A 22,142-nucleotide genomic window follows, 5' to 3' on the forward strand; every position below is an offset into this window, starting at 1 on the left:
CAGAACAACTACGTCCTCGTCCAGCCCTCACAAAAAATCAAGTATTTCAGCAGAAAACGGAGTTTACAACAGGTAATTATGGCGACTATTTAAAATATATATTAGTAGTGGGAAGGATTCTAAAATAAGTAAATACAATTCACGAAACGCAAAACGAGCCTAAAAGTGATTTTAGAGGCTCGTTTTTGTCTTATTTTACAAGGAGGGTTATTAATAAATGAAACATCCCATTCTAAGTAAAAAAACGTTCTTTCAAATGATTTTTTTGATATTTCTTATAGGAATATACTTTTTATTCTTCGGATTACCATGGAAGTCCATAGCCCATAAAAAACAATTCGAAGTCTATTTAGAAGATAAGTATCAATTGGACTTTAAGTTAAAAAAGATGGACTGTGATTTTATACACCGAACATACCTTACTTATGCATACCCCGTGAATGACCCAACTTTAGTTTTTTTTGTAGGTCAAGATATTGAAAGTAAAGAAATTCTTGATCTTTATCTATATGAACTAGAAAAACGTATGTTCAAATAGGTTACTAGAATAATCGTTGAGCTGTGATCAGTTTTCTTTTTTTATATCTTCAAGCAATCCTTCAAACCATTGAACATTTACTATATGGTGGGAAAGCGAATTTTCTAACATTTTTTTAAAATAAGCAGTGATATTTTCATCGTTCTCAAGAGATAGCTGTATTAAAGAAATCTTCTGTTTAGTTTGTTCGATTTGTATTTCAATTAATTTAGTTAGCTCTTCTTTTTTATATTCATCTGAAAATAACATTGCTACATAAAAAGATAGGTTTATATAGTCTGTCTTAGATCCATATTTAAACATCAACTTTTCAAACTCTTTTTCCCCTAATTCCGTGATGTTATAATTATGTGTCTCTCTGGTGCTGTCTCTTTGGTCAACTTTTACAATATAATTTTTTTCTACTAATTGCCCAAGATTATAATAAAAGGACCCTTTGGTGAAATTCACTATATATTTATAGTGTTTTTCTTCCATTAAGGATAACAATTCATAACCGTGAGCCCCTGGATTTTGTTTTAATAATCCTAAAATCAGTAATATTATCAACTCAACGCCTCCGTCGAAATGCTACTAGGTTTAATCATTGTTGATTTGTATAAACTTGGCTTGAAATTCGTCAAATGAAATTTTTCCCAAAGCAAAATCCATACTCAATATATACTTTTTTTCCGCTTTAGTGTGTGTTCTTGCATTATGGAGACTTAACAACTCCTGTTCATTAATTAGCGGCTCAAGTACATGTTGCTTATTAATAAAAGCTTCAAAATATCGTAACCCAAATTTTCTTTGAGATATTGCATCGATATGAATACCATCCGGATTAGAAGTTAAACCTGAAGCTGTAACAAAGTAACAATCATCTTGTTCAAAAGCAAATTTTTGTAACTCTTGATCCATCAACTCGTATTCAGTGCAATGTTTCCCAAATCCTTCTTTGCCTAAAAAATCCCCTAAGCCACCAATTATAAATGGAATATTTGGAGCATCTAACTCTTTTCTAAGGGCCGTAACCATTAAAAGTAATTTCTGATAATAGACTTTGTAGCTGCCATTACTACTATCACTTTCTCCTTGATGCCATAAAATCCCCGTTAATTCACTATTTTGCATAGCAAATTTAGTTTCTTGCAATGCATGTTTAAAAAGTGCCCCATCTACAGCCCATTCATCAATGGTGCTCCCACCCTCAGCACAAGGAATTAAGCCAATGATGTCTTCCTCATTTTCACGACACCATGCATCCGCAAATGATCCTGCCAGACTTATTCCTGAAACAGGACGGTCATAATTAATAGGTTCAGCCATCATTTGCCATCTACCATTACGTAGCGTTTGTATTCTCTCGTTATAAATCGGGGGTACTTCATGTATAAATCCTCGTCCAGCCATATTTGACTGTCCAATCATTAGAAATGATTTGATCATTATTCTCATCCTCTCTTCAATAGTCTAATTAGACTGTTTATATTATTAGTCTAATTAGACTATTTGTCAACAAATAAGAAAACAAAAGGTGCCTAGCAATTGCTAGGCACCTTATCCTACTTATCACCGGCAAGTGTAAGCCACTTGCGATTGTGATGCTCCTGAACTTCAACGGGGGTATCAAAGAAATCACTTAACACATCCGACTGCAAGCAATTGTCTGTCTCATCCCCTTTGTAGATTTCTCCGTTCTTCACCAGCAAAGTATGTGTAAAGCATGGTGTTATCTCCTCGATATGATGCGTTACATACAGCAAAGTTGGTCCATTGGGTTGCTTCGTAATCTTCTCAATCATTTGCAACAGCTGTTCTCGGGCAAAAATATCGAGTCCTGTGCAAGGCTCATCAAGGATCAATAGATCTGGATTGGCCATAAGTGCGCGTGCAATGAGGACTTTCTGACGCTGGCCTTGCGACAAGGTATCGTATGTACGAGCGGCTAAGGAAGAGCAGTCTAGAAATTCCATCAGCTCCTCGGCTTGCTTTTGATCCTCTTCATTCGTCTTGTCGTATAAACCGATAGTTGCGAATTTTCCGCTGAGGACGATGGTCAGCGCAGTCTGGTGGCCGTATAGCTTCTGTTGCAACGAGGTGCTGACCCAACCGATTCGTTTCCGTAACTCTCTAAGATCCACATCGCCAAAGCGGTGGTCTAGCACTTCGACTTGCCCAGTCGTCGGCCATATATAGCCGTTTACTACGTTCAGCATCGTCGTCTTGCCTGAACCGTTTAGTCCGACGATACACCAGTGTTGCCCTTGTTTCACTTCCCAATTCATATCGCGTAAGATCATTGTTGTATCACGTTGCCATGATACATTTTTGAGTGATATAATCATGCCCAAATTCCTCCTCTACATGAATGTCTATATTGAATTTAAAGCTCAGAAAGTGTTCCATTTAAAATTTTGAGCGTCGATTGTACTGCTTGATCTGAATCCCCATTTTTAATAGATTCATACACTTGTTCATGGTAGTCGGATTGAGGATCATGGAAACTATAATTACGGTTTAATTTACTCATTGCATCTGACAAAATATGAGTGAACGTTCTATATAAGTCAATGATTACAGCGTTTTTGCTTGCCATTGCTACAGCCATGTGGAATTCTATATCCGATTTTGCATACAGTTCACGATCATTCTGCTTTAGAGCCATATCTCTTGTATCCAAATGTTTTCGCATGTTGAATAAGTCAGTGTCATCATGCCGTAGAGCTGCTAATCTTGCGATTTCTAATTCAATCATTTTTCGAGCTTCAAAGACCTCAATTAATTCTGCACGAAGTAAACGATGGGTAAGTGGTTCTTGAATAATAGGACTGGATTTTAAGTAAGTTCCAAAACCCTGCTTTTTCTCCAATAGACCAGCATGAACTAACACACGGACTGCTTCTCTTATCGTTGATCGCCCTACATTAAATAATTGCATTAATTCAGGTTCTGGAGGTAATTTGTCTCCTGGCAGGATGGTTCCTGTTGAGATTTTTTGTTGTATTTGATTAACAACATCGTCCACTAACTTAGTGGCTTGAACGGGTTGGAACGACCCCTTTTCAAACATCTGATCATCTCCTCTTTTGCAGAATATCATGATATTCTTTACTTAACAAGTAAGATTTTGAAGTTTATAACGGTCATTATGGGAATGAAAAAGCAGCTAATCATTTTGATTAGCTGCTGACGTATTTTATTTAACTATAGCCTTATTGCATGTTCACTCAATATTATTGCCCTTTTTCCATTACCGCAAAGTAGTTATTTTCACCGTCTGCGAAATTGAATACTCTTCCACCGGGAATTTCTACAATATCTCCAACCGTAACATTTTTGTCCTTCAACTCTCGATTCAATTGATCAAAGTTATCCGAAAAGAACATTAAAGAAGGTGTTCCGAGATTCATTTCAGGATTCATTTGGGCAACCAACTCTTTATTATGAAGAACAATGCTAGTCGCTGCACCTTTCGGAGCAAGCTCGATAAATCTCATAAGGCCATTTGTTTCGTCTAAAATCACCTCAAATCCTAGCTTTTCTGTCCAGAATTTTTTGGATTCCTCTTGGTTATTTACATATAACATAATTTGTCCAATTTTATTAATCATAAGTTATACTCTCCTTCTTAGTCGGGTTAATTTATTGCTTTTTCAATATACCTTATTACGAATATTCACGTAAAGGAATATTAATTCGAACTCCCCTTTTGCAAATATAAGTTGGCTTTGTTTCAGAGGCTATCCATATCCCCATATTATTTACTTTCTTTTCCTACATTAAACCGAATTTCAGATCAGCGAAAGAGAACATCAATAATTATTTTTATTTTTAAATACCTCTACAATATTTCAATATAACCTTCTGTTCCATTCACACGAATTCGTTGCCCGTCTTTTATCAGCTTAGTGGCATTTTCCACTCCGACAACTGCTGGCAAGCCATATTCACGAGCGATAACGGCTCCATGGGTCATCAGTCCACCAACTTCGGTGACCAGGCCTTTAATAGATACAAACAATGATGTCCAGCCAGGGTCAGTAAAGGCGGTGATTAATATATCGCCATCTTCCAGATCTGCTTCTTCCATGTTTAAGATGACACGAGCTCGTCCCTCTATTACTCCGGTAGAAACAGGGAGACCTATAATCGCTTTGTCTGGCAGATTTTCTCGTTTGTATTCACCTGTAATAATTTCACCATCAGATGTGATTACACGTGGCGGAGTAAGTTTTTCAAAAAAAATGTAATCGTCTTTTCGTTTGCTAATGATCTGTTCATCCAGTTTATTTGTGCGTACGACTTCGTGAAGTTCTTCAAAAGTGAGATAGAATATATCTTCTTTTTCATGAATAACGCTAGCTTTTACGAGTTGTTCGGCTTCTTTCAGTAAAGCCTGCTTATAAATGAAGTAGCGGTTAATCATGCCGTATTTTGGATATTCACGGTAACCGATATAATTCCGGATAAAACTGATTACTCGTTTTGTCTCTTCAGCTTTTAGTTCACCATCCGGTAATTGCTTCAATCGATCTAATAACTCTTGTTCTTTTTCTAAAGCCTCCTGTCGGCCTTGCTCAAATTTCCGATTGCCAGCATTAGGCTCAAAGTTTTTGATATTACTGAGAATCATGGGGACAAGTGTAATCGGCTTTTCACTCCAACGCGTTCTCGAAATATCGATTTCACCAGCACATCGCATTCCGAATTTGTTGAGATAAGCATAGATTGCGTCTTGAGTTGCCTGTCCACCATCAAACTTAACCAGTTCATTCAAAAAATTATCATCTTTTACATGTTGTAAATAATCAACTATTTCCGGGTAAGGACGAATCACATCTGCAACATCCAAAAGCGCCAGACCCATTTCCGAGGTAATGTTGTTTGGTACAGATTGAGAAAGCATATCTGCTGAGTTTTTTTCACCTAACCACTCGTACATTTTTTCATTAATCCATGACGAAGCGTTCATAGCAGTCATAAAAACCTTTGTACTTTGTGGGTCAGATAAGAACTTCTTTAATTCCTGGAGATCTTCAAGAATAAAATCAAATAGATCTGCTCCTGATTTCGTTCGGATGTTTCGTCTTAATTCTTCAATCGACGTTTGACTGTTCTTAATCAAATCAGAAACGATTGCCGGATCATTTTCGATTAATGCTTGAAAACCTTCTGACGAACTATCTTTACTGCTATTAACGGGATTCCGGTCTTTTCTATCATCTGGTAACGATTTTACATATTCTCGCTCTATTAGGGTCATAAATGCGTCTTTTATCAGCGGATCGGATTTCCCAAGGGTATTTATGAAATTATCTCTGCTGACAGGTGAAGCCAGCATATGTGTAACATCAACAAACAACCTTCCACCGGCCTTACGCATGGGTGCAGGAGTGATTAACAGGTAAAAAGACAATCCTAGTGGTTTAATGGGATCCGTCATCATTTGTTGATGACCGACAGATACGAAAACGTGATTTTCTTGATCATTTACTTCAGGGATCGGGTATAAAGTAGTGATTGGCCGACTCTGAACAATATAAAAAGTATCATGATCCAAGCACCATTCGATATCTTGAGGACAACCAAAATAAGCTTCAATCTCTCTACCTAAGCGTGCCAGTTGTAAAATTTGTTGTTCGGTAAGGGTTTGAGTCTTTTGCAGATCGAGATCGATTTTCAGGGTCTCTGTCCCACCTTCTTTTAATCCATAGATAGCCAATTTTTTGGTTGCTATCATCATATCGACGATTTCCTCTTCCTGTACTTTATAACAATCGGCAGATACCAAGCCAGAGACCAGAGCTTCTCCGAGCCCAAAACTGGCATTAATAGATAGCAGATTTCGATTAGAAGTCATCGGATCCGCTGTGAATAAAATCCCTGAAGCCTGAGGGAAAACCATCTTTTGCACGATAACAGATAAATATACCTGTCTGTGGTTAAAACCATTTTGCATGCGGTAGATTACCGCGCGATCCATAAATAGAGATGCCCAGCATTTGCTTATGTGCTGCATGATTGCTTCTCTTCCGATGATATTTAAATAGGTGTCCTGTTGACCGGCAAATGAGGCATGTGGTAAATCTTCAGCAGTTGCACTAGAGCGTACTGCATAAGCCTGTTCTTCACCAAGTTGGGAGAGATAGTGAGTAACTGCTGTCACAACATCAGAAGGAATTTCTACTTCCATAAGGAGTTGTCGAAGCTTCCTACTGATTTCACCAATTTGCTCTCGATCGTCTACGTTTAACATAGATAGTTGATCCAATAAAATATGATACTTTTCGTTCTTTTCGATGGCTTTTTGGTAGCCCACTGTTGAAACACAAAATCCTTCTGGTACTTTTATTCCTTCGATAGTTGATAATCGCCCTAAATTCAACCCTTTTCCGCCCACGAGCAAAAGCTGTGTTGTTTCTATTTCCTGAAAACCAAGAACCAATGAACGCATACAATATCTCTCCTAACCATTAAAATGAGAAAAAATTTGACAAGAGTTTAGCTGCATGGTATATTATAAATATAAGATGCATTATCTATGCCTTTATAATTTTCGAAGTCGTGATCCGATTATATCATCGTGTCTTTTTATATGCAATAAAAAAGAACCTGAAAGCTATTCAGGTTCTTTTTTGTGTTTCCCGCTATTATTTGTTATTCAAATACCATGGTTCGAACCGAACTACAACCCATAGACTTCAAACTCGTAAATTCGTGCTGCTGTATCGGCTCCTTGGGTGGGCTTAAGAGTTATTAATTTTACATAGCGAGCTTTCACCAAAGCAATCGCGTCTGTCGACTCAGCTGCCGAGTTTCCTTGCACGTTTACAACATCCATCCAGTTCGTTCCGTCGTTACTCACCTGAATGGTATAATCGCTTGTATTAAACCCGGACCATTCTCCTCCACTCTGAGCATGCTTGATGATAAATGTGCTGATTTGATGCTCGGCTCCTAGATCGACTTGTAGCCAATGAGGCAGATTTCCAAGTGCACACCATTTGCTATTATCCGTCACTTTACCGTCAACTGCGTTTGGTGCGCCTTCCTTGTCTCCACATGCATGATCGGCTGTTGCGGGTTTTCCAAGTGCTAAATTCTTCACCGCACCAGCTTCCTTACTCACTGTAATGAGCGCCTTTTTCATAATTGTGTCTTGGCCCGAACTGTTAGTTGCAGTTAGTGACACGTTATATACGCCCTCCTGATTGAACATTACAACCGGGTTCTTCGATGTGCTGACAGCTGGGCTACCACTTTCGAAGCTCCATGACCATTCTTCTGTCACTTCGGTCGACAGGTCGGTGAAGTTTACGCTCTCACCTGGAGCTACCAAGGTCCGATCAGCCTTAAACTCTGCAATCGGCTTCGGATAAGCTGGCCAGCTGATCTTCGCGCTGGAGGCCTGACCTTGCTCGTATCTTCCATTGATTGCAACGACCTTTAATGCTGTTAACGTTTCTTTGTCTATTCTTCTCATCTCAGGAACGTAAAACACATGATTTGGCGTTGCGCCCAATAAAACCTCACTGCCATCTGGAAGTACTCGATAGATTTCGTATTGCTTCACCTGCTGGTCAAGTGGTTTCCACTCCAATCTAGCATCTCCATAAATTCCATCGCGGAAATCGGATTGAGTAACCTTCAGTTCGCGAACCGCTGGTAGCGTTTTAACCGGGTCGTTGGTATTTTGGATGGAAAGCTGGCCAATTTGAATACTATAATTACTAATTGTATCCTTGGTATCAAAATAAAGTGATACTGCTACGATTCGTTTCCCTTTGTATGGGGTCAAATTCAAAGTTTCGGTAGTCCAGCCTGGTGCTGTCTTATCCTTCACATTAAGAAAGATAAATTGGTCCGGTTGGTCTGCAAAAGCAAGACCTACCTTCAAGCTAGGCTTGTTCAGTGTTTTATAAGTAACCGATAGCTTTGTGCTTGCTTCGATTTTGAGGTCTGTCTTGTAGAGCTTCAGATGTGTTGCATTGTTATGGCTCAGATCACCTGAAACCTTCAGCGAACTGCCACCGTAATACGCATCGGACCAATCGAGCTCTGGAGTAAGTGAAGTTCCTTTGCTGTCTGCGATCCAGCGCCATGTTGGCAGGATATCCTGCAGGCTCCGGTTATTCCATCCCTTATCTCGTACCTGCTGCCCTCGGACATAATATTTCTGCCCGCTTCCTGTATTGAAATTGGTGATGAAAGGTAGCTTATTTACAGGGGATGATTCTACCACATTGTTCGCGATTCCTTTCCAGGCCTGATCGCTCACGGTGTTACCCGGATTTCCGTTTGGCCCCACCCAGAATTTGTTCTCGCGTGTGAAGAAATCCTCCATGCTTTCTGCGCTGTTGAAAGCCCAGTCTGGACGGTAGATACCAAGGGAAGTGACGGCAGGTTGACCATCCGGAAACAGCAGATTCCAGTTCACATTCGTATCGTAGCCCTTGGCTTCAACATCTATCCCTGCATACAGGTCATACGGACTTCTATCTAAACTTTTGGCCTTCTCTGCCGAGCTTTTAAGATCTTTCCACCAGAAGTTCAGGAACATATTGTCTGTTATTTTCTTATTATTGTCTTGCAGGAACATTGCATTCTTGTCATTTAGCGCATTTTGCCAACTGATACTGCCCTCCTTGGTCATGGAGTCGTACCATACGATTTGCATAGATGAAGATTTGTGCGATTCTAGATAACTTAGGAAAGCTTTCATTTTCTGGGCATCAGCCGGTGTTCCACCTTCAGTCTCCTGGTTAATAAACCAACCGTCAAATCCGTAATACTTCGCAACCTGGATCAGCTTGTCTGCAGCAGGAAAGGAACCGTCGCTGTTCTGCTGAAGCATTTGCTTCACCCATTCATATTTCCCTCCATAAACAGTTGGCGGGAAGAACACCGTTCCGACGATCGGTACGCCATTCTTATGTGCTGCGTCGATCGTATCAGCACTTGGCGGTACGATGATCCCTTCTCCGGCAGATCCGCCCCAATAAACCAGCTTGTCAACATATTGCCAATAAGTAAACGTATTAGCTCCAAATTTGTCTGATCCCTGTGACGGCACACCACTTGTTCCCGAGTTCAGTGCTGATAAAGCCATAACTTTTGGCGCTTTTGTTGCATGAGCATTGACTCCATCTGTCACAAAGCGGTCTTGCAGCGGAATTGTACTTCGGTTGAATACCGCATCCGGGTCGGATGCCGGACTCCACTGAAGCAATTGCTCTGGAAACCAGTAGGATGAATAAGGCTGTTTAGCGAACGCAGTAGTAGATAATGCTACGCACATCACAAATAAGAATATAAAACCTGTTCCAATCTTTTTCATGCCGTACTCCTCCAATCGATATTTTTTATGATTGCGCTTACATTTTATCAAGTTGGACAAAGCTCTAGATAGTGGATTAATGACAAGTCCAGGTGCAAATATTACAGATTGTAAGTCTGAAGCTAGTATCAGACAGCACTCCATAAATAAAAGAGCCCAATTTAAACAAATGGGGGCTCTCAATCTTTTTATGTCATTTAGAATTAATACTAGACTTGTTTTGGATTACAAGTTATGTATCCTGACGTTAAGTATTCAGGTTTAAAAGAAATTGCCGTGTGTTCTGATAAGCATCGTTCCATCCCATTTTAGCATAGAAGCGTAGTCCGTCGAGCCCCTTGAAATAATAGGCTCCCATTAGTCGCTCTTTAAAATAAGGTACCTTTATGTTGGCTTTCTCTTGATTGATTTGATATGTCTTAATGACATCACTCCACGGCATATGCCGATCGAGAATCGCAAGGTCTATGAGAGAATCACCGTACATGCAATTCCCATCGATGATGCCGGTAATTCGTGTTCCATCGGACAAAATATTCCACTGTTGAAAATCTCCGTGTATAAAGCTTCTGTACGATTCATTATAGGGTACGTAGTCCATCAACCGACCGTATATTTCTTCATATACATCTCTCTCCAAGCAAGAAGTACGGAAGAGATCATGCCAGTTCTCCCAGAACGTTCCCCTTTGATCCTCCGCATTTACGGCAACGACGAAGTCTTTCCATGATACATAGGATCCGTTGCCGTCAGCAGTGATCCACCCATAGCCGTTAGTTGACCCTATATCTGCTTCAGCCATTTTTTTCAAAATACCAATAATCTCAGGCAACTGATGAGTTTGTTCCTCTGCTGTGAAATCGGATAGATTCCGTCCTTCCATTCGTTCCATGATTAAATAAGTTAACTGGTTAATTCTCCCTAACACCAAACATTTGGGGAATGGGATGTTTTGACCTGAGAGCAAATGGGATACATAGTGTTCCGTTTCATATGCTCCTTCCAGATCACTGAATTTCACAACATATCCCTTCCCTTCGTGGTTGAATGAAAACACATTACTTATGTTGCCACCAGAAAGCGGTTTAATCTCAGTCGAACCAGGCCCAAGATGATTTTCTAATAGTTTTTTAATTTCACTTATGGCCAATCTCGGTTTCTCATACGTCACCATTGCTTCAACTCCTATAAATCGAATAGTCTCGGATCTGTATCCTTTAAGGACTATTTCGAAATTTTCTTAACCTTTCGTTTACTAATACGATCAATTTATGTACAGCTTACCAGATAGTATTGATAAACTGGATAGTAAAAACAATTATAATTGAATTATCCGCAACTGAGCATTATTGAACAGAGGGGACATTTTTAGGGGATCAACTAGTTAAGTATTTGACTTAATTATATTTCAGGAAAATCATCCAATCGGTGTTCCATTCGGCAGTTCCATATCTGGCTTCAATAGAATTACGTCACCCTTTTCAGGTACACCTCCAAGGACTAATACCTCTGAATTAAAGCCTGCAATTCGTCGAGGAGGAAAATTGACTATCGCAATTACTTGTTCTCCGATGATATCTTCAGCCACATATCTTCTAGTAATTTGTGCACTTGATTTCTTTATTCCGATCTCTTCTCCAAAATCAATCTCAAGCTTGATCGCAGGAACTTTTGCTTCGGCGAAGAATTCAGATTTAATTATTGTTCCAACACGAATATCCAGTTTCAAAAAATCATCAATAGTAGCCATATAGCATTCTCCCTTTAAATAATATTTTCTTAATTTATTTGCTTATCTACTTTGATTCTGAAATTTAATCGTAGTGTAATTAAAAAAAAGCGGCAGTCACAAAGGCTTTTTTGCCCTGTTTGACTACCACTCACTGTTTAATATCCCATATCCTTTAATATTTTGGATAACGTGCTCAGACGCTCACCGATCATTTCATCGTCATCGCTAAGAGCTTGATTAAACAGCTTAATATCATCATTAATTCGCTCATTATCTGTACATACCGCTACAGTCATCGCATCCCCTTGCAGGCCAACTCTGTCGATGACGGGCTGCTCCGGATCATATAAATTCTCATATCGATACGCTTCGCGGAAATGTTCTAACGACCGGCAAATTAGAATGGACAAATCAAGCACGCGATGAAGAGGCAGTTCCTCCGATTGTCTGGACCATTTTTCCCCGGTATATCTCCATACCTTAGCCGAAATATCGACCTTTCCTCGATCATTCCACTGCGCCAATCCTAAGGAAAGACCTTTCGCATCCGTGTTTCCAGCCATTCGGCCGTCAACCTTCTCATAATTCTCCGATACGACAACAGGCTTATGTTTTAAAGTTGTAGGTATTTTCATGGTTTTTTTCTTCCTTCCATTTACTATTTTACTAATTTACTAAACGACGGTTTCATCTTATCTTGGATTTCATCGTTAGTCAATTCGTGGTTTGTTATAACCTTTATCTCCGTAGGGCTGTAACTTCTCTAACCATGGCTTTAAGATTTTCTTCCGTTCCCAGCGCATATCAGTTACCTTATCTATCTCCTTCTGTTCTAGTACCTCATAGGTGAACGCATCCGCACCGAATTCTTTCCAATCCTTCTGGAGCTGGGCATTTGCAAATCTCCCTGAATCCAACTGCATTTGCAGGGTAAGCCATTTGTTTTTCAAATTAGGATAGCTGTCGATAAATATTTTGCCGTTGATTTGGTTTTTGATTTGAGCAACACCCATATAAATCTTAATCTGTTTGTACTCCTCGATCAGCTCTTTGCGTTTATTCATATCCATATCTTCCTCTCCTTATCGCAGATAATAAATTCATGGAAATTGTAGTTGGATTTCATTTTCCCAGCAATTCCAGCTCCACTTTACTTCTTTTCTTAACCACAATAGGAAGCAGAAAAAGCGCCCCAATAATCACAAATACACCACTCGCCATAAATACGCCCATCAAGGAGAACTTATCCTTTAGGTAGCCGGAAATGAACATGCCAACCACCATCATTCCCATAAAAATAGGCATGATTGCTCCTGAAACTCGGCCAATAAAGGCCCCTTCGGTATTTCGCACAAGAAGTGTCTGAATCCCTCCTTGAATGCAAGGGTAAAACAAACCACTGATCACCAAGAAAATAATCGTCAGCCAAATTTGCTTAGAAGCTCCCATTCCAACCGTACAGACGGCATTGACGAGTAAGCCTATCAAAAGCAATAGCTGTGGCCTTACTTTTTTGGCTATCCCGATTATTGCAGCTCCGCCTACTAACATGGCTGCCCCACTAGCCATCACAAGCCACTGAAGAAATTGTTTGTCCTTACCTAAGTTCTCGATGACAAGAAAAATCTGAAGCGGCTGAGTTAGTCCTGATGCCAAACCCACCGCTGAGAAAGTTAAACTAAGTGTTCTTAAGGGTTTACTCGACCCGATGTAACGCAAGCCAGCCGTTAACTCTTTGATGAAGCCGCTGGCTTTACCTGACTTCGGTTCTTCTTCATCCCGAGGAAGGGAAGACAATATAAGCGAAGAGCCCAGAAACATAACGGCTGTCAGGATCAGAGATACGTGAATTCCAAACTTAATAAAAATAAACGTACCGATAACGGGTCCCAAAACCGTAAAGACAGCGACAAGGGTTTGGGACATCGCCATAACGCCTTGCAGCTGTTCAGCTGGCACATGTCTCTTGTACAGTTTCATCGCCGAAGGCTGAGAAAATTGAGATAAGCTGGCAGATACAAAAGATCCGATAAGAAGCGCAATCCATTCGCCATTCGTGACCGCAATCAGCACCACCCCGACGGACAAGCCAGATAACAAATCGCTCCATACCATGGTTCTCTTCGGCCGCCATCGGTCGGCAAAGGTCCCACCAATAAGACCAAAAAGAAAGATCGGTGCAAATTCGGCAACCGATATCAGAGATACATCTACCGGATTATTATTCGTCAATTCAGATACATAAAGAAGGACAGCATAATTCCGGATCCATATTCCGAGCTGCAATAACACACGGGAGAGGATAATTGTTCGAACATAACGATTAGAAAACATTTTAATTCCCCATATCCTTTATTATTTTTTACACCATGTCAAAACCCTCCAACATGACAACATGATTATGTTTAAACGTTGTTGGTATTTTCAATACACCACTCCTATTTACTAATTTACTCATTTACTAATTTACTAAATCACTGCTTCATTTTATACAGGATAGTGTCGTTCGTCAAGCCGTTTTCAGTAACGATATTCCACAATCCTTTTTTTAAAGTTGTTAATTGATTCTGTAAACAAATAAAAAAGTGGAGCAACTGCCGTAGCATTTGCTCCACTTTTTTACGTTTATCTAATTTCAAAAAATTCTTTAGCGTATTTGACAACGCCATGGACATCTGAGAGACCGTCATCTATAAGCTCAACGGCCATAAAATTATCGTCTGAAACTTCGAAAGGTGCTTCTATACCAAATTGACTAGCTTTTTTATAACCAAACTTCGGATAATACTTATCATGACCTAAAACGACTGAGCCTTTATATCCAAGCTGTGTTGCGATTTTGTGGCCTTCAGTAATCAGTAGCTTCCCTATGCCCTTGCTTTGCATTTCTGGTAGTACTGCAACAGGTGCAAGCGCAACCAGAGTTTGATCACCCACTAGAATTTCTGTAAAAAGGATATGACCGACGATCTTATTCTCATATTCAGCTACAAGAGATAACTCCGGAATAAACTTTGTCGAGCTCCTTAGTCTATTTACCAAATTGTGCTCATCATGATCTGAATATTCCGCATTTTCAAATGATTTTCGGACTACATGGTAGACTTCGTTAATATCTTGGGCTTTTTCTTGTCTAATGATAATGTTCATTGATTTAATCTCCTGATCATGGATTTGAGCTCATTACTTTCTATTCTGGGTCTTGGATACCCGTTAATCGTTACCTGAATCATTGCTCGTCCCAATTGTTCCGATGTAATGACACTGTTTAACTTCTTTAGCAAGGACCACAAGCTTACACATCTCCTCTACTACTTCGGGTCCTCCTGCTACGAAACCGCCTCCGTGGATGTAATAGAACACTGGCAGCAACTTCACCGTTTTGAACGGTAATGGTAAAATTATTAGCGCGATTTGTATTGGTTGCCATAACTCAATTATAGGTTTAGGTTTGCAGAAAAAATATCGCATTATTTCTTTTGTTATATCCTTCTTTTATCATTATTATTGAAAGCGATTTCAAAAATGATGTCGAGAGCAAAAATACAATATAAAAAACAAAAAAGGACAACACTAAAGTCATCCTTGTTATACTATTCTCTATTTAACGTGTTAATCTAATCACTTGTACCTCATGTGGTTGTACAACAGCATTTACCACAAAATTTGCTGTCACCTGCAGCGAACGCATTTGAAATAACGGTAGGGACCGACCTTCAAGATAAGACCATTCTTCTAGACGCATGTCCTTAGGTGCCCCCATATTCAACCATTCATCAAAGGCGCTTCCCCCAGCCGGACCTACTGAATACCTTCGCTCTGTATAAACACCCGGCGTTAAGCCGTCTAGACGAATGTGATACTGACGGGTATTGCGTATATTGAACACGTTGTAACGTTCGGTTTGAGTCAAGTGAGTGGTATGACGGTAGCGATATAGAGTATCATAATGACAATAATTATATAGGAATATCTGTATTTCACCTTTCGAGGACGTTATAAAATACCCATCACCTTCAGCTATCAGACCGCTTCCTGCATAACGCAACAATTGCAGCGCCCGATAACAGCTTTTGGGCAAACCTCCGCGAGTGAATAAACCAAACCCGCCATGAAAGAGATCCGACGAAGGAACAATTTCCTCCATATGGTCACTGAGCGACCAGTATCCCATAGCCTCAAAGTGGTCGTAATTCTCCAGAATATTTTTGAAAAGAAAAGCTGATTTGTAGGAGGTATCATTACACAAATCACGCTGCCATATGTTATTACTCCACTCTTCAAGAATCACGGGCAGACTAGCGAAACCACGTTGACGCAACAGCTTTTTGACCTTATGTAACGCGTGTTTCATAAACTGTTCATCGCCGCTTACCGCAAGTGGAAAAGCTTCATCCTCTGCCATGAGCTGAAGACCAGTGTCTTCCTGACCCGGTAAGATGCTGTGATAAGCACGTAGAGCCAAAGAGTCGGGCAAACAATTCGCCTTACTGCAAGACACTAGGAATTCGTTGATAAAATTACTAGAATCAATGTTGCTTCCTGGACCAACAATATGTAGCTGCGGATCGATAGCACGGATGGCGTGGCTGGTTTCACGGTAAAGCACCCAGTATTCTTCCATGGTAAACACACCATATCCTGAGAACTCTGGACTCACGAAAGGAGCAAACCTCCATTCCCGCACGGACTCAATCCCATACCGATCAATGAAATGCCTAATAAGGGAAGTCACAAGGTCGAACCATTTGTCAAGATGCTCAGGCATAGAAAGGATGCTTGGCCTCTTAAATGGAAACACGGCTTCCCTCGCTAATGCAGAAGGCATATAACTAAATTCAACATAAGGCTTTAACTCCACTGAAAGCATGAAGTCCATTACCTCATCTACATAAACAAAGTTATAATCTGCGCTACCAGACATTTTCCTGACATACAGCATCATGTCATCGTCTAACAGACCTTTGCAGCGCATATAGCGAAAGCCAATCTCCTTTTGCAGCTTTCGTATTTGCGCCTGTACCGCGCCATTCAACAGATCCTTGGCGTAACCTGCATTAATCAACGTCCGCCAGTTATGACTCAGCGTCCGAATCTTACGGCCAGTGTCCACATGAAGATCATATCCCTCATTGACCTGAGGTTGGACAATGGAGTGCTCGTTGTGATGCAAATGCCGCATTAGTGAAGTGAAATCAGTCGAAAATCCCGCTGTGACCATTCTGTTCTCCTGTGTATCTGTCGCATCATGCTCTTTTACTAGACGGTATTGCCCTGGTGTAACACCAAAGCGCCGTTTGAAGGCGTCGATCAAAGCATTGGTACTTGGAAATCCAACTTCTGAGGCGATGTCCGTGATCGTTCTTTCACTACGAAGAAGTGCCACCGCCTGACTCAGTCTGACATTTGTAAGGTAGGCAGTAAAAGTAAGGCCAAGCTGTTTCTGAAATAAATGGGACAGGTAGGAGCTACTTAAATAGATAGTGGAGGCTAGTCCACTCAGAGTAATAATTTCCCGATAATGTCGGTGGAGATAGTCGGTTGCTTTGCGCAATCTTTCCTTACTTGAGGATTTGGAGGGATCCTTCTGCTTGTTCTGCTCAAGAAAAGTATGCACTAGACTGTTCAGCAGTACACCTACACGACTACGCATTAGTATAGGTAAACGAGATTCGTTTTTGTAATAGGCCTGGAATACACTGGCGAACTCACTTCGGATTACATTAAAGCGAGCTTGTTCGTCCTTAGGGTATAGAAAAGACTTACACTCTATAATTATACTTTCAATCTCAGGACAAAAAGCTGCCAAAAATGCCGGCGAGATAAACAGCGATAGCGCCTTGCCCGAACCTTTCATATTTAAAGCGTGCAGTTGGTAGCTATTCAATACAATAATGTCATCCTGCTGAACTTCATAGGTAAACTGATTGTCATCCAACTGTAGTACCCCAGTTCCCTGCAAGATGTACATTACCTCAAGTTCTTGATGCCAGGAAGCGATAGCGTCTTCAGGGAGGTTAATTGAAAACCTGAAATCCGAGGCTATCAATGTATTTTCTTGCATACCTAACCTCCTATTCTTAATCTTAATAGAGCCTTGCCTCATTCAAAATCCTATCATATAAACCAATGAAATCAAGTTTACTGTCTTATTGATAACGAAGGTTCAGGTTGTTTTTAGTGTCTTTTTTACAAACAATATAAAAAACACCAGACTAATAAACCCAGATATAGCACAAGTAATAAATACCATCTGATATCCCATAAGCTGTGAAACAAATCCAAGTAGTATAGCTCCTAAACCAATTCCTAAATCAAAAGCAGTAAAGAATGTAGCGTTCGCTACACCTCTTTTCGCTGGTGGGGCTAATCGAATCATCGCTACTTGAAGCGCTGCTTGAACTGATCCGAATCCAATTCCGTACAAAATAGCTGTAATAACCACTCCAGCAATTCCTTTAGTCATTGTTAGGACGAATAGTGCGACTATCAATATGAAAAGAGCAGGTACAATAATGACCCCTTCCCCATACTTATCGGATATCTTCCCTGTAAGTGGTCTAATTACTGTAAGTGTGACTGCATACACTAAGAAAAAAGTACCCGTGTTAACTTCAATATTTGCCGCAAACAGTGGTAAAAAAGTTGTAATACCACCAAAAGTAAATGATAAGAAAAATGTAACGATAGCGATAGGTAAAACTGTTTTTTCATAAAATGATATTGGTTTTTTTGATGTGTATTGTACTGCTGGAATTTTCGCACCAAATCCAAGTATGAATGCAATCAATGCCAATGCTGTACATAGAAGAAATAGATAATGAAAGGAATATGATTTTGTTACCCAAAGACCAACGATTGGTCCTAAAGCCATTCCTAATGTCATTGCTAGTCCATACCATCCCATACCTTCTCCACGACGAGATTGTGGAATTACATCTGTCACAGCGGTACCTATCGAAGTTGTAGCAACTGCCCAGCTTACTCCATGGAGGATACGTAATCCTACTAAAAATATAATGCCTGTTACCCAATCATAAAAATACATGGTTATAGCAAAAAATAGTAATCCGCTTATTATGAATGCACGTCGACCATACCGATCCATTAATCCTCCTATAATAGGACGAAAAATTACTGCAGATATTGTAAACACTCCAATTATTAATCCAACTTGAGATTCACTTCCACCTAGTTGTTTGATAAACATAGGCAATGTTGGCATTAGTAAATAAAATCCACTAAATAGTAATAAAGCTGTAAGGGTCAGCATGATATAGTTTTTTGTCCATAACCGTTCCATTGTAATGTAATCCTTCTTTCTATCGACTTTACGTACTCCCCAAAAATAGTGAAATAGGCGAATAAAAAAGCAGCACCACCGCTATAAAAGTGTTGGTACTGCCCTATATAGACTGATACACGCTTGGTTAATTAGAACGTCCTTGATACTTTAACAGCCTTTTCAAGCCCTGCGACAATAATCTCATCTGCCTTATCAGGGAATTGGCTGTGCCCTTCAATGATAATAGTCTCTAAATTTTTCACACCAAAGAAGTTCATCATACTTGTTACATATTTAACAGCCATCTCTAAATCAACTTTTGGTCCCTTAGAATACACACCACCACTTGCGTTTAATAACACTATTTTTTTATTTCCAATAAGCCCTACTGGACCTTCTGGCGTATATTTAAATGTTTTGCCTGCGCGGTTTAAGTAATCAATATATGTGTGTAGTACAGCTGGGATGGTTAAATTCCATAAAGGGAACCCAAATACGACTTTATCAGCTGCAAGGAATGGATCTAAATACTTATCAGCAACAGCTACTGCTTTTGCTTCATCTACTGTTAAATCTAATCCTCTACTAGACTTAAATGTTCCGTTAATCATATCTGCACCTACGTAAGGCAATTCCTCGTTGTATAAATCCAGCTCTACTACAGTGTCATTTGGATGTGATTCTTTATAGCTCGCTAAAAAAGCTTCAAATAATCTAACACTTACCGACTGATCTGCTGGTCGATTGTTTGCTTTTACAAATAAAACTGTTGTCATTCCTTGTTCCTCCTGATGTGATCTCTTATGTTGTTAATAATATTTTTTTGAAACTATACTCCATTTCTCCAGCCATAGCTTCAGGAGTATCACCAGTTACTCTGTAATCATGTGTATAAATTTGTTCGAACGTTCCAAAGTTCACTTGTTTATAAAATTCAAAACAAGGAAATCCATCATGTGCTCCTTGCATATTGACAGTACCATCCTTTTGAATATGAACTATTAAAAGATAGTCAACTGGAGGTGCAAATGCATTTAATGGATTGCTAGCACTTGCACTCATTTGAAACCTAACGTCTTCAGAGCCCCACACAATATCAGTGCACAAAATACCTTCTGTAGTAGCTTTTCCTGTTTTTTTATTAACAGAACCATCTGGAGTAGTAACTCTTTCTGTTGTAATACCAGTATTTGCATATGTGAAAATATCTTTTTTGTAAAAATCTACAACTACCTCTTGTTCCACTCTGGAGCGCATAGCGTTGACAGCATAGGGTGTGAATTCACGTGAGTCACCTTCAAAATGGATTACGTTTCCTGTTTCTTCATCCTTCCTAGGATCAGTCCACGGTGTTGGAATAAATACACTTGCTCTAACTTTAACAATATTAGTCATGAGAACCCTCCATAATTTATTAATTCTGTTTCAGTGATTCCTATTTCTTTCACAATAGAAAATATAGTCAATTTGATTGACTACTTTTCGCATAGTACAATGTATTTCGTACAAAGTCAACTAAGTTGACTTTATTTAAGGAGGTTTTATGAATGGCTCAGGAAGTCTTTAGTAAATTGGATCTGACAACACTTTTATCATTATCCTTTAGTACATCCATTAATGAACTACAAGATAGATTGCGTGAATTAGGATTTGCAGATATTAGACCTGTACATGGTTTTATGTTTAAGTGTATTGCTCCAAACGGAGCAACAGGTATAGAATTAGCCGAATATTTAGGAATTACGAAGCAAGCTGTAAGTAAAATGGTAGATTATCTTGAGAAAAGTGGTTATGTAATTCGCGAAAATCATCCCACTGACAAGAGAGGAAAAATCATTATTTTGACTGAGCGAGGTTGGTTAGCGGTGAAAGCAAAAGAGGAAATACTAACTGAGATTGAGCAACGTTGGATTGAAATCATAGGTACTGAACGACTGCAAATGCTCAAAGATGATTTAACAACACTTGTATATAAAGCAAATGAAGATAAATCTACTATAAGATCAAGACCTGTCTGGTAAGTGTATGGTGAAGATTTGGTGTATGCTGCGATTCATCAAACCAAAAAGGGTAGATAGACTTAAAGATCTGTCTTCTACCCTTTTTGAAAGCTGATTATCTGCAGCGTACATTTAAATTACTACTCTAAATACCCTTTGACTAAGCCCAGCGGCAATAGCTTGGGCTGCTCGCAGCTGGTTACCAGTTGAGCATATTGCTTAGAATCGGAACTTGTATGGAATGCATGCATGATCTCAAGTACGTGATTGGCGAGTTCTCCGTTTGCACGCGGAGTCTCCCCCGTGTCGATGCAATGTGCCATATCTGCTACTCCTATTCCTCTACTATTATCTGCATAATTGTAGATAAGTGGGATCTCTTGGAATTCCGAGCTGTGTGCCGGGCGTAAAAGGATCGGTCCTCCAAAGTTATTAGGGTCCGGTACGATCAAGGTTCCTTGCGATCCGTAAATTTCGATTCTCGGCAAAGTACTGTGCCAAACATCAAAGCTGGTAATCATGGTTGCCACAGCGCCACTGTCAAACTCAATCGTTCCAGCAACATGTGTGGGCACCTCTACATCAATGACTTTGCCAAACTTTTTGTCGCTCGTGATCGTTCTATGAGCAAAGGAGGTTTTAGTGATGCCGCATACTGTTTTAGCTGGGCCTAGCAAAGATACTAACGCGGTTAGATAGTAGGGTCCCATGTCGAACATGGGTCCTCCACCGGCTTTATAATAAAATTCCGGATCAGGATGCCAGCTTTCATGTCCATGACAAAGCATAAAGGCAGTTGCTGCCACCGGCTCCCCGATATAACCATCCGCAATCAGCTTACTGCAGGTTTGCAGTCCACCTCCAAGGAAAGTATCTGGTGCGCAGCCAAGGAACAGGTTCTTTTCCTTCGCCAGACGAACTAGCTCAGTCCCATTTTCAAGGGAAAGGGATAAGGGCTTCTCTACATACACATGCTTGCCAGCTAGCAAGGCTTGCTTGCACACGTCAAAATGAAAATTAGGCGTTGTTAGATTAACGACTATTTCAATCTCTTCCGAAGCAAGTAATTGTTCTGTCGTCCATACATGAGGAACGCCATATTTCTCTGCCGCTTGCTCTGCACGACCATTATCCAAGTCGGAACAAGCATAAACCTCAGTATTAACGAAAGTCCCATTCAAATTTTCAAAATAAATACTGCTGATGTTTCCGCAGCCGACTATACCTACCTTCACTTTGCGCAAGATCATTCCCACCTTATCTCAGTT

19 protein-coding genes are annotated in these 22,142 nt (G+C 39.9%); 1 reads left to right on the forward strand and 18 read right to left on the reverse strand.

All coding sequences use genetic code 11. From position 1 onward, the window contains the following. Positions 1–565: 565 nt before the first annotated feature. From ACWNM1_RS23890 to ACWNM1_RS23970, 17 genes are all read right to left on the reverse strand, one after another. Positions 566–1,087 (reverse strand): PadR family transcriptional regulator, encoded by a 522-nt coding sequence (locus ACWNM1_RS23890; RefSeq protein WP_449602889.1) that lies wholly within the window; start codon positions 1,085–1,087, stop codon positions 566–568. Between the two features lie 30 nt (positions 1,088–1,117). After that, on the reverse strand, positions 1,118–1,966 hold the full coding sequence (locus ACWNM1_RS23895) for a sialate O-acetylesterase (protein WP_449602890.1): 849 nt from the start codon (positions 1,964–1,966) through the stop codon (positions 1,118–1,120). A gap of 116 nt (positions 1,967–2,082) precedes the next feature. After that, a complete protein-coding gene (locus ACWNM1_RS23900) occupies positions 2,083–2,865 on the reverse strand; it encodes an ABC transporter ATP-binding protein (RefSeq protein ID WP_449602891.1) in 783 nt (260 codons plus the stop codon). 38 nt (positions 2,866–2,903) lie between these two features. Next, entirely contained in the window at positions 2,904–3,590 is a 687-nt protein-coding gene (locus ACWNM1_RS23905) for a FadR/GntR family transcriptional regulator (RefSeq protein WP_449602892.1), read from the reverse strand. 163 nt (positions 3,591–3,753) lie between these two features. Further along, positions 3,754–4,131, reverse strand: coding sequence for a VOC family protein (locus ACWNM1_RS23910; RefSeq protein WP_449602893.1), 378 nt, complete (start codon positions 4,129–4,131; stop codon positions 3,754–3,756). Positions 4,132–4,361: 230 nt separating this feature from the next. Then, positions 4,362–6,974, reverse strand: coding sequence for a phosphoenolpyruvate synthase (ppsA, locus tag ACWNM1_RS23915; protein ID WP_449602894.1), 2,613 nt, complete (start codon positions 6,972–6,974; stop codon positions 4,362–4,364). A gap of 231 nt (positions 6,975–7,205) precedes the next feature. Continuing rightward, positions 7,206–9,857: an endo-beta-N-acetylglucosaminidase gene (locus tag ACWNM1_RS23920; RefSeq protein ID WP_449602895.1), complete on the reverse strand. Its 2,652-nt coding sequence runs from the start codon at positions 9,855–9,857 to the stop codon at positions 7,206–7,208. A 247-nt stretch (positions 9,858–10,104) separates the two neighbouring features. After that, positions 10,105–11,031 (reverse strand): aminoglycoside phosphotransferase family protein, encoded by a 927-nt coding sequence (locus ACWNM1_RS23925; protein WP_449602896.1) that lies wholly within the window; start codon positions 11,029–11,031, stop codon positions 10,105–10,107. A 243-nt stretch (positions 11,032–11,274) separates the two neighbouring features. Then, the gene (csaA, locus tag ACWNM1_RS23930; RefSeq protein WP_449602897.1) at positions 11,275–11,607 is read right to left on the reverse strand and encodes a chaperone CsaA; all 333 of its coding nucleotides are present in this window, start codon (positions 11,605–11,607) and stop codon (positions 11,275–11,277) included. A gap of 137 nt (positions 11,608–11,744) precedes the next feature. Beyond that, positions 11,745–12,224, reverse strand: a complete 480-nt coding sequence (locus tag ACWNM1_RS23935) for a DUF6530 family protein (RefSeq protein ID WP_449602898.1) — start codon at positions 12,222–12,224, stop codon at positions 11,745–11,747. 75 nt (positions 12,225–12,299) lie between these two features. Continuing rightward, complete coding sequence (locus tag ACWNM1_RS23940) at positions 12,300–12,659, reverse strand: GIY-YIG nuclease family protein (RefSeq protein WP_042188371.1); 360 nt, start codon at positions 12,657–12,659, stop codon at positions 12,300–12,302. A 52-nt stretch (positions 12,660–12,711) separates the two neighbouring features. Beyond that, a complete protein-coding gene (locus ACWNM1_RS23945) occupies positions 12,712–13,923 on the reverse strand; it encodes an MFS transporter (RefSeq protein WP_449602899.1) in 1,212 nt (403 codons plus the stop codon). A gap of 291 nt (positions 13,924–14,214) precedes the next feature. Then, on the reverse strand, positions 14,215–14,739 hold the full coding sequence (locus ACWNM1_RS23950) for a GNAT family N-acetyltransferase (protein ID WP_449602900.1): 525 nt from the start codon (positions 14,737–14,739) through the stop codon (positions 14,215–14,217). Positions 14,740–15,193: 454 nt separating this feature from the next. Then, positions 15,194–17,653: a GH39 family glycosyl hydrolase gene (locus ACWNM1_RS23955; RefSeq protein WP_449602901.1), complete on the reverse strand. Its 2,460-nt coding sequence runs from the start codon at positions 17,651–17,653 to the stop codon at positions 15,194–15,196. 102 nt (positions 17,654–17,755) lie between these two features. Further along, on the reverse strand, positions 17,756–18,892 hold the full coding sequence (locus tag ACWNM1_RS23960; RefSeq protein WP_449602902.1) for an MFS transporter: 1,137 nt from the start codon (positions 18,890–18,892) through the stop codon (positions 17,756–17,758). Between the two features lie 131 nt (positions 18,893–19,023). After that, positions 19,024–19,650 (reverse strand): FMN-dependent NADH-azoreductase, encoded by a 627-nt coding sequence (locus ACWNM1_RS23965; RefSeq protein WP_449602903.1) that lies wholly within the window; start codon positions 19,648–19,650, stop codon positions 19,024–19,026. Positions 19,651–19,675: 25 nt separating this feature from the next. Continuing rightward, positions 19,676–20,269, reverse strand: coding sequence for a DUF3238 domain-containing protein (locus tag ACWNM1_RS23970; RefSeq protein WP_449602904.1), 594 nt, complete (start codon positions 20,267–20,269; stop codon positions 19,676–19,678). Positions 20,270–20,421: 152 nt separating this feature from the next. Here ACWNM1_RS23970 and ACWNM1_RS23975 point away from each other — a divergent pair, with 152 nt between their 5' ends. Beyond that, positions 20,422–20,895, forward strand: coding sequence for a MarR family winged helix-turn-helix transcriptional regulator (locus ACWNM1_RS23975; RefSeq protein WP_449602905.1), 474 nt, complete (start codon positions 20,422–20,424; stop codon positions 20,893–20,895). Between the two features lie 119 nt (positions 20,896–21,014). On the opposite strand, the gene ACWNM1_RS23980 is transcribed toward ACWNM1_RS23975, so the two are convergent. After that, positions 21,015–22,118, reverse strand: a complete 1,104-nt coding sequence (locus ACWNM1_RS23980; RefSeq protein ID WP_449602906.1) for a Gfo/Idh/MocA family protein — start codon at positions 22,116–22,118, stop codon at positions 21,015–21,017. Positions 22,119–22,142: the final 24 nt, after the last annotated feature.

This window comes from Paenibacillus sp. Marseille-Q9583, assembly GCF_976954365.1.

Bases quoted from the DNA above. Each gene is read 5' to 3' on its own strand.
- ACWNM1_RS23895 (WP_449602890.1), bottom strand. From the start codon at position 1,966: ATGATCAAATCATTTCTAATGATTGGACAGTCAAATATGGCTGGACGA.
- ACWNM1_RS23900 (WP_449602891.1), bottom strand. From the start codon at position 2,865: ATGATTATATCACTCAAAAATGTATCATGGCAACGTGATACAACAATG.
- ACWNM1_RS23905 (WP_449602892.1), bottom strand. From the start codon at position 3,590: ATGTTTGAAAAGGGGTCGTTCCAACCCGTTCAAGCCACTAAGTTAGTG.
- ACWNM1_RS23910 (WP_449602893.1), bottom strand. From the start codon at position 4,131: ATGATTAATAAAATTGGACAAATTATGTTATATGTAAATAACCAAGAG.
- ppsA (WP_449602894.1), bottom strand. From the start codon at position 6,974: ATGCGTTCATTGGTTCTTGGTTTTCAGGAAATAGAAACAACACAGCTT.
- ACWNM1_RS23920 (WP_449602895.1), bottom strand. From the start codon at position 9,857: ATGAAAAAGATTGGAACAGGTTTTATATTCTTATTTGTGATGTGCGTA.
- ACWNM1_RS23925 (WP_449602896.1), bottom strand. From the start codon at position 11,031: ATGGTGACGTATGAGAAACCGAGATTGGCCATAAGTGAAATTAAAAAA.
- csaA (WP_449602897.1), bottom strand. From the start codon at position 11,607: ATGGCTACTATTGATGATTTTTTGAAACTGGATATTCGTGTTGGAACA.
- ACWNM1_RS23935 (WP_449602898.1), bottom strand. From the start codon at position 12,224: ATGAAAATACCTACAACTTTAAAACATAAGCCTGTTGTCGTATCGGAG.
- ACWNM1_RS23940 (WP_042188371.1), bottom strand. From the start codon at position 12,659: ATGGATATGAATAAACGCAAAGAGCTGATCGAGGAGTACAAACAGATT.
- ACWNM1_RS23945 (WP_449602899.1), bottom strand. From the start codon at position 13,923: ATGTTTTCTAATCGTTATGTTCGAACAATTATCCTCTCCCGTGTGTTA.
- ACWNM1_RS23950 (WP_449602900.1), bottom strand. From the start codon at position 14,739: ATGAACATTATCATTAGACAAGAAAAAGCCCAAGATATTAACGAAGTC.
- ACWNM1_RS23955 (WP_449602901.1), bottom strand. From the start codon at position 17,653: ATGCAAGAAAATACATTGATAGCCTCGGATTTCAGGTTTTCAATTAAC.
- ACWNM1_RS23960 (WP_449602902.1), bottom strand. From the start codon at position 18,892: ATGGAACGGTTATGGACAAAAAACTATATCATGCTGACCCTTACAGCT.
- ACWNM1_RS23965 (WP_449602903.1), bottom strand. From the start codon at position 19,650: ATGACAACAGTTTTATTTGTAAAAGCAAACAATCGACCAGCAGATCAG.
- ACWNM1_RS23970 (WP_449602904.1), bottom strand. From the start codon at position 20,269: ATGACTAATATTGTTAAAGTTAGAGCAAGTGTATTTATTCCAACACCG.
- ACWNM1_RS23975 (WP_449602905.1), top strand. From the start codon at position 20,422: ATGGCTCAGGAAGTCTTTAGTAAATTGGATCTGACAACACTTTTATCA.